The following is a 9,698-nucleotide window of genomic DNA, read 5'->3' as shown; positions in this document are numbered from 1 at the left end:
TCATCCACCGAAGTGGACGGGGTATCAACTTCTGGCGTTGATTTTTGGCACGCTGTTGAGTTCTCAAGGAACGGACGCTTCCTTTGTACTCACCCCCGCGACATCGGCTGGGGCTTTCCTCCGGGCTTTCGTTCTGTTCTTGCGTTTCCGACTCTATCAGACTCTTTCGTGTCCGACTTCCTCGGCGCTTTCCAGGTTTTCGCTTTCGCGCTTTCCCTTTCCGGCGGTTCCGACTCTATCAGAAGTTCTCCACCGGATTTCCCGGCTTCGGATTCCTGAATGAGGAGTCGGTTGTACCCCACTGGAATTCAATTCCTCATTGGGGGCGAGAGAGAGTTTAAACCATCGCTGCCGAACTTGTCCAGTTCGAGGCAACCGTTCGAATCTACCTCCCCGCGCGCTCCGTGTCAACGGTCTTCGCGGGACGACGAGGAGACTAGCAGCTCAACAGGCTTGTACGCACATCAGGCCGCGGTCGGGAGGGTCGCCGTCTGGTCGGCCTCCTCCACGTCGCCCACGTCGCCGGCGCGGGCGGCTCGGCCGCCCAGGATGAAGACGTAGAGCAGGAAGGCGACCTCGGCTGCGACGCCGATCGTGATGCGGGCCCAGGTGGGGAGCCCCGACGGGGTCACGAAGCCTTCGATCAGGCCCGAGACGAAGAGGACCACCGCGAGGCCGATGGCCATGCCGAGGGCGGTGCGGCCCTGTTCCGCGAGGGCCGCACGGCGGGTGCGGGGGCCCGGGTCGATGACCGTCCAGCCCAGGCGCAGGCCCATGCCCGCGGCCACGAAGACCGCCGTCAGTTCGAGCAGGCCGTGCGGAAGGATCAGGCCCAGGAAGACGTCGAGGCGGCCGGCGGAGGCCATCAGGCCGAGGCCGACGCCGAGGTTGGCCATGTTCAGGAAGAGGATCCAGAGCACCGGTATCCCCAGGAACGCGCCCAGGACCAGGCAGATCGCCGCCGCCTGGGCGTTGTTCGTCCAGACCTGGGCGGCGAAGGAGCCCGCCGGGTGGCTGGAGTAGTACGTCTCGTACTGGCCGCCCGGCTGCGTGAGCGCCTTCAGGTCCTCGGGTGCCGCGATGGCGCCCTGGACCTCCGGGTGCGTGGCTATCCACCAGCCGATGAGCACGCCGAGCGCCGTGGAGAGCAGGGCCGTCGGTATCCACCAGCGGCGGCTGCGGTAGACCGCGGCCGGGAAGCCCGCCGTGAAGAAGAGGGCGGCGTCGCGCCAGCCGGCCCGGCGGGTGCCCGTCACCGTGGCGCGGGCACGGGCGACCAGCTGGGTCAGCCGGCCGGTGAGCAACGGGTCCGGGGCAGTGGACTGGATCTGGGAGAGGTGGGTGGAGGTGCGCTGGTAGAGCGCGACGAGTTCGTCGGCCTCGTCGCCGGTGAGCTTGCGGCCGCGGCCCAGGAGCTGCTCCAGGCGCTCCCACTCCGCACGGTGTGCGGTCACGAAGACGTCGAGATCCATCCGGTTTGCCGCTCCCCTGTCCCAGGTCCCCTGGCCACTGCCTATTCCTAGTGTGGTCAGCTTGGCAGACTGGAGGCCGTAGGGGCGGGGCAGGTCACATGAGAGGTGCTGTGGTGAGCGATCTGGTGACGGGGGACGCGGTCGTCCTGGGGCTCAGGCCCGCGCGGCTGCCGAGCCGCGGGCTGGCGATCCTCCTGGACTTGGCCGTGTACGTCACCGGTTACGTGCTCATCTCCATCGGGCTGACCATGGCCACCGCCTCGCTGGACGAGGCCGCCCAGGCGGCCGTCGCGGTGGCGGGCTTCCTGCTGTTCCTGGTGGGCGTGCCGATCGCGGTGGAGACGCTGTCCCACGGGCGTTCGCTCGGCAAGCTCGCCTGCGGGCTGCGCGTCGTACGGGACGACGGCGGGCCGATCCGGTTCCGGCACGCTCTGGTGCGCGGGGCCCTGGGGATCGTGGAGCTGATCCTGACCTTCGGGTCGATCGCGTGCATCGCCTCGCTGGTGTCGGCGCGGGGACGGCGGCTCGGGGACGTGTTCGCGGGGACGCTGGTGGTCCGGGAGCGGGTGCCGGGGACCCGGGTGATGCCGGTGCCTCCGCCGCCGCCGTGGCTGGCCGGTCGGTTCACCGGGCTGGATCTGTCGGCGGTGCCGGAAGGGCTGTGGCTGGCGATACGCCAGTACCTGACGCGGATGAACCAGCTGGACCCGCAGGTGGGCGCCGCGATGGCGGTGCGGCTGGCGGACGATCTGGTGGCGCGTACGGGGGCGCCGCCGCCGGCCGGGGTGCCGGCCGCCGCGTTCCTGATGGCCGTGGTGCACGAGCGGCAGTCGCGTGACGCGGCCCGGGCGTTCCGGCCGTCCGCCGGCGGTCATGGTTCCGGGTTCACAACCGGGCACACACCTGCACCGGCGCCCGCACCTGCACCCGCGCCGGTACCGGGGCCGGTGCCGGTCGTGGCGCCGGTCCCCTACGCGGCTCCCGCGCCCGTGGCTCCCGCGCAGACTCCCCGCGCCGGCGGGTTCGCGCCGCCCGCCTGAGGGATCACTGTTCCCCGAAGGCCGAGGGCGGTGTCTCCAGGTGTTCGAGTTCGATGCCGGGGGCCGAGAGGACCACGTCCCCGGCGATGTGGATCGTGTGGACCTCGCCCGTGTCCAGGGCGCTGACCTGGTACTCGTCCACCAGCAGCGGGCCGCTGTCCGTGGGGTGTTCCTGGCGGGCGACGAGGGCCCAGGCCTGGTCGACCGTACGGGGTGCCAGGACCGGATCGGTGAGGGCCAGGAGCCGGACACGGGTGGCGGGCGCGCCGGGGGCCAGGCGCAGCAGGCGGGCCGTCGCGATGAGGAAGGCCGGGGAGGTGCCGGTGAAGCCGGGGGCGGCGATGTTGCCCTCGGTGGCTTCGGTGCCGGTGGGGTCGGTCCGGACCCAGGTGACGCCGTCGATGGCGGCGCCGCGCACCTGCCAGCTCGCGGCGTTGACCTCCAGGCGGATGGGGCGGCCCAGCTCGTCGATCGCCAGGTCGACGGAGCCGCGGTGGTCCCCGTCGGGGCCGGTGAGCTGGGATACGTAGCGCCAGCCGGAGGGCCCGGGGGCGCAGTGGAAGTGCTCCTCGCCGAGCGGGGCGTGGTCGTGCGGGTCGTGGAGCGAGTAGCGGCCGCGGGGCATGGTGCGCACTCTTCTTGGGGTCGAGGGATATGGGGCAGGCCCCCGGCACGGGTGCCGGGGGCCTGCTGCACGTTCTGCCGCCGCTGATCAGAGGCTGATCAGGGGTGGGGTCGATCAGTAACGGTAGTGGTCCGGCTTGTACGGGCCCTCGACCTTGACGCCGATGTACGCGGCCTGCTCCGGGCGCAGGGTGGTGAGGCGGACGCCGAGGGCGTCGAGGTGGAGGCGGGCGACCTTCTCGTCGAGGTGCTTCGGGAGCACGTAGACCTCAGTCGGGTACTCCTGCGGCTTGGTGAAGAGCTCGATCTGGGCCAGGGTCTGGTCCGCGAAGGAGTTCGACATCACGAAGGACGGGTGGCCGGTCGCGTTGCCGAGGTTCAGCAGGCGGCCCTCGGAGAGGACGATCAGGACCTTGCCGTCGGGGAACTTCCAGGTGTGGACCTGGGGCTTGACCTCGTCCTTGACGATGCCTTCGACCTTCGCGAGGCCGGCCATGTCGATCTCGTTGTCGAAGTGGCCGATGTTGCCCACGATGGCCTGGTGCTTCATCTTGGCCATGTCGGAGGCCATGATGATGTCCTTGTTGCCCGTGGTCGTGATGAAGATGTCGGCCGTCTCGACGACGTCGTCGAGGGTGGCGACCTGGTATCCGTCCATCGCCGCCTGCAGCGCGCAGATCGGGTCGATCTCGGTGACGATGACGCGGGCGCCCTGGCCGCGGAGGGACTCGGCACAGCCCTTGCCGACGTCGCCGTAGCCGAAGACGACCGCGACCTTGCCGCCGATGAGGACGTCGGTGGCGCGGTTGATGCCGTCGATCAGGGAGTGGCGGCAGCCGTACTTGTTGTCGAACTTCGACTTGGTGACGGCGTCGTTCACGTTGATCGCCGGGAACAGCAGGGTGCCCTCGGACATCATCTCGTAGAGGCGGTGGACACCGGTGGTGGTCTCCTCCGTCACGCCGCGGATCTCGGACGCGAGCTGGGTCCACTTCTGGGGGGACTCGCCGAGGGTGCGGTTGAGCAGGGTGAGGATGTAGGCGTACTCCTCGGAGTCCGCCGTCGACGGGTCCGGGGCGGAGCCGGCCTTCTCGAACTCGACGCCCTTGTGGACGAGGAGGGTGGCGTCACCACCGTCGTCGAGGATCATGTTCGGGCCGCCGGTGGGGGTGTTCGGCCACGTCAGCGCCTGCTCCGTGCACCACCAGTACTCCTCCAGCGTCTCGCCCTTCCAGGCGAAGACGGGGACGCCCTGCGGGTTCTCCGGGGTGCCGTTCGGGCCCACCGCGATGGCGGCGGCCGCGTGGTCCTGGGTGGAGAAGATGTTGCAGGAGGCCCAGCGGACGTCGGCGCCGAGGGCGACGAGGGTCTCGATGAGTACGGCGGTCTGCACGGTCATGTGCAGCGAGCCGGTGATGCGGGCGCCGGCCAGGGGCTGCGCCTGCGCGTACTCGGCGCGGATCGACATCAGACCCGGCATCTCGTGCTCGGCCAGGGTGATCTCCTTGCGGCCGAACGCGGCAAGGGAGAGGTCTGCGACCTTGAAGTCCATGGGTGCTGCTCCTCATGGTTCGAGAGGGTGGGTACGGCTGGGCCGTGCGCCGTCCTGGGGACGGGGCACCGAGCACAGTCCGTCGGGGGTCCTCTCTCCCCTCGGCCGGTCGCAGGGACCGCCCGACCCGCCATCAGCAGCGACGCCTGACACTGGGCACGAATCTACACCGATCGGCGGAGTCTGCCCCAGTCAGCCGGAGAACTGGCCGCGTCTTTCCTCCGGGCGCCCCGATGGTGCCCCTCACGTGGTGTGACACCCCGTCGGCGGGCCCGGCGCGACCGGCCCGTACAGTTCGGCCGCACATCGGATCGAGCGGAGCAGGGGCGGGAGCATGGGAATGCAGGGCCGGGTGGCGGGACGTCGGCTGGGGGTGACATCGGTGGCGCTGCTGGTGCTGGGGGCGCTTCTGGGCTGTGTCGGGGGTCTGGGCGGGTACTTCTTCATGCCGACGAAGCTCGTGCCCGGGGGGCACATGCGGCCGACCCTCGCAACGGAATCGTCGGTGACCTTCAACCTGTTGGCCATCAGGGTGAACCGCGGCGACGTGGTGCTCTTCGACGCCGCGGCCTGGGGCGAGCGGCACCAGTCCGTGGAACGGGTGGTCGCGGTGGGCGGCGACCGGATCGCCTACACACCCGGGGACAGGACGCTGACCTTGAACGGGAAGCCGCTGGACGAGCCGTACGTCCTGAACGGCGATCCGGTGGCGGGGTCGCCCCCGTTCGATGTGAAGGTGCCCAAGGGCCGGCTGTTCGTGCTGGGCGACAACCGCGGCAACTCCGCCGACTCCCGCTTCCGGTTCGAGTTTTCGGAGAGCGGAACCGTGCCCCTGTCGGACGTGAACGGCACGATGGTCGACGAGGGCGATCCGCTGCTCGTCGGCCTGCGGTCCGCGGCACTCGTCGGCGTCGCGGTGCTGTGCGCCGGTGCGCTGTTCGGCGCCGTCTCGCTGCGGCTTCGCCGCCGGGCGGCGGCGACCGCGGTGCACCCGGCGTACGCGGGGCTGGTGCCGCCGCCGGGAGCCTGAGGGCCCCGTGAACGCCCGAAGGCCCCCGCGGGCTGCTGCTCGCGGGGGCCTTCGGGCGTTCAGGGCCACTTGGCCCATTGGCTACTTGGCGGCTTCGGGGCGGTAGATGTCCGGCTCCAGGTAGATCACCCGGGCGATCGGGACGGCCTCGCGGATGCGGGCCTCGGCGGCGTTGATCGCGTCGGCCACCTGGGTCGCGGTGTCGTTGCCCTCGACCGCGATCTTGGCGGCGACGAGCAGCTCCTCCGGGCCCAGGTGCAGGGTGCGCATGTGGATCACGCGGGTGACGACGTCCCCGTCGACCACCGCGGCCTTGATCTTCTCGACTTCCTCGATGCCGGCGGCCTCACCGAGCAGCAGGGACTTGGTCTCCGCGGCCAGGACGATCGCGATGACGATGAGCAGGATGCCGATGCACAGGGTGCCGATGCCGTCCCAGATCCCGTCGCCGGTCAGCAGGGCGAGGCCGACGCCGCCGAGGGCCAGGACCAGGCCGACGAGCGCGCCGAAGTCCTCCAGGAGGACGACGGGCAGCTCGGGGGCCTTGGCGCGCCTGATGAACTGGGTCCAGGTCTGCTTGCCCCGGATCTCGTTCGACTCCTTGATCGCGGTACGGAAGGAGAAGGACTCCGCGATGATCGCGAAGACGAGGACGCCGACGGGCCAGTACCAGTTGGTGATCTCGTGCGGGTCGTGGATCTTCTCGTAGCCCTCGTAGATGGCGAACATGCCACCGACGGTGAAGAGCACGATGGAGACCAGGAAGGCGTAGATGTAGCGCTCGCGCCCGTACCCGAAGGGGTGCTGCGGCGTCGCCTCGCGCTGGGCCTTCTTGCCGCCGAGGAGCAGCAGCCCCTGGTTCCCGGAGTCGGCCAGCGAGTGGACGCTTTCCGCGAGCATCGACGAGGAGCCGCTGAAGAGGAATGCCACGAATTTGGCTACAGCGATGGCGAGGTTGGCGGCGAGTGCCGCCACGATCGCCTTGGTACCGCCCGACGCGCTCATGGGTGCAGGGTGTCCTTCCTAGCCACTGACTACCGGCCGCACATTGTTGCAGTCGGTGGGAGGGACGCTACGTCAGACCACCACGGTGGCACGGAAGATCGTCCCGCTTCCGGCCAGTTCGACCTTTTCGCCCGCCGGTACGAATACCGACTCGCCAGGGGTCAGGGCCAGTTCGCCGGCCTGCGGGGAGCCGGCCGTGCAGAGCAGGATCTGCGGGGTGTCGTGCGGGAGCACGCGGGAGGCGCCGCCGGGTGCGAGGAGGAAGCGGGAGAGCCGGAACTCGTCGATGGGGGTCTCGTAGACCTCCTCGCCGTCGCCTTCCGGGCGCAGCAGGTTCGGGTCGCCCGGCTCGAACTTCGCGATCTTCAGCAGCTCGGGCACGTCCACGTGTTTGGGGGTGAGCCCGGCACGCAGCACGTTGTCCGAGTTGGCCAGCAGTTCGACGCCGAGGCCGTCGATGTAGGCGTGCGGGACGCCGGCGCCGAGGAACATCGCCTCGCCGGGCTGGAGTCGGACGTGGTTGAGCAGCATCGCCGCGATGACTCCCGGGTCGCCCGGGAAGTGGTGGACGAGGGTGGCGTACGGGGTGTACCGGCCGCCGAGGTGTGTGACGGCGGCGGCGACCTCGTGCACGGTGTGGGCCATCTCGGCGCGGTCCGCGGTGAGTACGGCCGTCAGCATCTCGCGCAGGGCGGCCTCTTCGGGGTGCGCGCGCAGCAGGTCGACGTACGGCTTGAGGCTGTCCACGTCCAGGCCCGCGAGGAGGTCGGCGGCCTCCAGTGGCGGGCGGAAGCCGCACAGCCCGTCGAACGCGGTGAGCGCGCAGATCATTTCGGGCTTGTGGTTGGGGTCCTTGTAGTTGCGGTGGTCCGCGTCGATCGGTACTCCGCGGCGCTCCTCGTCCTCGAAGCCCGCCCGGGCCTGGAGCAGGTCGGGGTGGACCTGGAGGGAGAGCGGGGCGCCGGCGGCGAGGATCTTGAACAGGAAGGGCAGCCGGGGGCCGAACTTGGCGACGGTGGCAGCGCCCAGCTCGCCTTCGGGATCGGCGGCGATGACGTCCGAGAGCGCCCGCTCGCCCGCTCCCCGGTCGATGCGGGAGGGGGCGCTCGGGTGGGCTCCCATCCACATCTCGGCCTGGGGCTCACCGGTGGGTTCGACACCGAGGAGCGTGGGGATGGCCGTGGTGGATCCCCAGGCGTAGGGGCGGATCGTGTTCGTCAGGCGGTCCATCGTCGTCTTCCTGGATAGAGCTGGGTACTTCAGTGCCTCAGCTGTGTCCCCCGGAAGCCAACGCCAGGTAGGCGGTGGCGAAATCCGTGACGGCGAGGAGTTCGGCGAGCTGCTCCAGTTCGACGCCCTCCTCCGGTTCGAGCTCGCTGACCGCCGTGTCGTGGCTGTGGGCGAGCTCGCGTGCGGCGGGGGCGGCGGTGAGGCCACCGGTCGGCCGGTCACGCAGCAGGACGATGCGGGCGCGAAGGGCCTGGGGCTCTTCGACCCGGTCACGGAAGAAGTCGTCGGGGTCGGCGCCGGCGGCGAAGGATCCGGCCAGCAGGACGCCGTGGGCGGGCAGCGCCTCGGGAAGCACGGCGGCCAGTGCGGGGCGGCCGGCGAGCTCGGCGAGGGTGGCGGCGAACCGGCGGCCCGCGGGGGCGGCGCCGGTGCCCTCGCTCCAGATGAGCGGGAGGGAGTCGGCCAGCTCGGCGGCGAGGGTCTTGGCCGGGTTGGAGTAGGTGGCGATGGCGGGCCCGCAGCGTTCGGCCGTACGGTCGAGCCGGTCGGCGACGAGCTGCAGGGTGTCGGGGGCGGCGGTGATCAGGCCGACCCTGTCGAGGAGCAGCAGCAGCGGAGTCAGCAGGGCCCACAGGGCGCCGGGTCCGGCCGCGGCGGACTCGTCGTATTCCTGGTACGGGGCCTTGGCCATCGGTACGAGGAGCCCGTGCGCGCCGTCCACCGCCTCGCTCAGCGGTGAGCGCTCGGGGGCGACGGCGACGACGGCGCAGCCGCGCCGGTACGCCTGCTCGGCGAGGACGGCGAGCCCGGGCTCGGTGCCGTCGGTGGTGGCGAGGAGCAGCAGGTCGACGGGTCCGGCCCAGCCGGGCAGGGTCCAGCGCAGCGCGCCGGCCGCGTGGGCGACGCCGGTGGGATCCAGCCGGATGACGGGCGCGGAGGCTCCGGCGAGGGCGCCGAGCAGGTCGGCGACGCCGGTGGCGGCGGTGCCGGGCCCGGCGATCAGGACGGAGCGCGGGCGGCCGTCGGGGCGCAGCTCGGCGAGACCGGCCTCGGTCGCGTGCCGGGCGGCGGTACGGACTCTGGCTCCGGCCTCGGCCGCACCGCGGAGCAGGCCCCGGCGGTCGACGCGGGCGAGATCGTCCGGTGCGTCGAGGAGCGACTCGTCGAGCATGGCGGCCTCCGGCGGTGTTGACGGATCCAGGGTGGCGGAATCGGTCTCAGCGTCTGCGTGTGCCCTTGTTCCGGGGCGCGCGGCAGGGGTCAGGCGGGGCGGCGGGCCTCGTCCACGAGGAGCACGGGGATGCCGTCACGGACCGGGTACGCGAGGCCGCAGTCCTGGCCGGTGCAGATCAGCTCGGGGGCGGTCTCGTCGGCCGACTTGTCCTCAAGGGGCGAGTGGCAGGCGGGGCAGGCGAGGATCTGCAGGAGGCCGGCTTCGAGCGGCATGGGGCGGTTCCCTTCGGGCATGTGGGTGGGGCGAGGTCAGCGTACCGCCGAGTTCGTGGCGGTGCGGTGTCGTGGGGGCGGGGGTTGGGCCGGGCCCCGGAGCCGGGCCCCGGGGGAACCCGGCTCCGCCGGGCACCGGGCTCCGCCCGGCCCTGCGCCTCAAACGCCGGCGGGGCTGGATCGGGCGGAGCCTGGCTCTTGAGTGCCGCAGCGCGCTCAGGCGCGGATGAGGGCCAGGGCCTCGTCGCGGATCCTGGCCAGGGTGGCCTCGTCACGGGCCTCCACGTTCAGCCGCAGCA

At 71.2% G+C, this 9,698-nt stretch carries 10 protein-coding genes; 3 read left to right on the top strand and 7 right to left on the bottom strand.

Annotated features, from left to right (window positions below):
* A partial coding sequence (locus ACFY0D_RS40050; RefSeq protein ID WP_390802785.1) for a hypothetical protein occupies nt 1-279 on the top strand: 279 nt, incomplete at its 5' end.
* Between the two features lie 185 nt (nt 280-464).
* On the opposite strand, the gene ACFY0D_RS40045 is transcribed toward ACFY0D_RS40050, so the two are convergent.
* A complete protein-coding gene (locus tag ACFY0D_RS40045) occupies nt 465-1,472 on the bottom strand; it encodes a stage II sporulation protein M (RefSeq protein WP_390802784.1) in 1,008 nt (335 codons plus the stop codon).
* A 113-nt stretch (nt 1,473-1,585) separates the two neighbouring features.
* Between ACFY0D_RS40045 and ACFY0D_RS40040 the strand changes: the two genes are divergently transcribed.
* Nucleotides 1,586-2,512: an RDD family protein gene (locus ACFY0D_RS40040; RefSeq protein ID WP_390802783.1), complete on the top strand. Its 927-nt coding sequence runs from the start codon at nt 1,586-1,588 to the stop codon at nt 2,510-2,512.
* A gap of 4 nt (nt 2,513-2,516) precedes the next feature.
* Here the strand turns inward: ACFY0D_RS40040 and ACFY0D_RS40035 are convergent, their stop codons facing one another.
* Together ACFY0D_RS40035 and ahcY are read right to left on the bottom strand one after the other, a co-directional pair.
* On the bottom strand, nt 2,517-3,137 hold the full coding sequence (locus tag ACFY0D_RS40035; RefSeq protein WP_390802786.1) for a hypothetical protein: 621 nt from the start codon (nt 3,135-3,137) through the stop codon (nt 2,517-2,519).
* A 114-nt stretch (nt 3,138-3,251) separates the two neighbouring features.
* A complete protein-coding gene (gene ahcY / locus ACFY0D_RS40030; protein ID WP_390802782.1) occupies nt 3,252-4,688 on the bottom strand; it encodes an adenosylhomocysteinase in 1,437 nt (478 codons plus the stop codon).
* A gap of 334 nt (nt 4,689-5,022) precedes the next feature.
* Here ahcY and lepB point away from each other — a divergent pair, with 334 nt between their 5' ends.
* Nucleotides 5,023-5,718 (top strand): signal peptidase I, encoded by a 696-nt coding sequence (gene lepB / locus ACFY0D_RS40025; protein ID WP_390802781.1) that lies wholly within the window; start codon nt 5,023-5,025, stop codon nt 5,716-5,718.
* An 81-nt stretch (nt 5,719-5,799) separates the two neighbouring features.
* Here the strand turns inward: lepB and ACFY0D_RS40020 are convergent, their stop codons facing one another.
* The 4 genes from ACFY0D_RS40020 to ACFY0D_RS40005 form a co-directional block, all read right to left on the bottom strand.
* On the bottom strand, nt 5,800-6,723 hold the full coding sequence (locus ACFY0D_RS40020; protein ID WP_390802780.1) for a cation diffusion facilitator family transporter: 924 nt from the start codon (nt 6,721-6,723) through the stop codon (nt 5,800-5,802).
* A gap of 72 nt (nt 6,724-6,795) precedes the next feature.
* Nucleotides 6,796-7,953 (bottom strand): mannose-6-phosphate isomerase, class I, encoded by a 1,158-nt coding sequence (gene manA, locus ACFY0D_RS40015; protein WP_390802779.1) that lies wholly within the window; start codon nt 7,951-7,953, stop codon nt 6,796-6,798.
* Between the two features lie 37 nt (nt 7,954-7,990).
* Nucleotides 7,991-9,124, bottom strand: coding sequence for an SIS domain-containing protein (locus ACFY0D_RS40010; RefSeq protein ID WP_390802778.1), 1,134 nt, complete (start codon nt 9,122-9,124; stop codon nt 7,991-7,993).
* Nucleotides 9,125-9,213: 89 nt separating this feature from the next.
* The gene (locus tag ACFY0D_RS40005; RefSeq protein WP_030015246.1) at nt 9,214-9,399 is read right to left on the bottom strand and encodes a Trm112 family protein; all 186 of its coding nucleotides are present in this window, start codon (nt 9,397-9,399) and stop codon (nt 9,214-9,216) included.
* Nucleotides 9,400-9,698 lie beyond the last annotated feature (299 nt).

The sequence above is a fragment of the Streptomyces sp. NPDC001502 genome (assembly GCF_042894785.1).
In the GTDB taxonomy this organism is placed as follows: domain Bacteria; phylum Actinomycetota; class Actinomycetes; order Streptomycetales; family Streptomycetaceae; genus Streptomyces; species Streptomyces kutzneri.
Note: the sequence above shows the minus strand (reverse complement) of the source record. Positions and strands in the feature narration are given on the sequence as shown.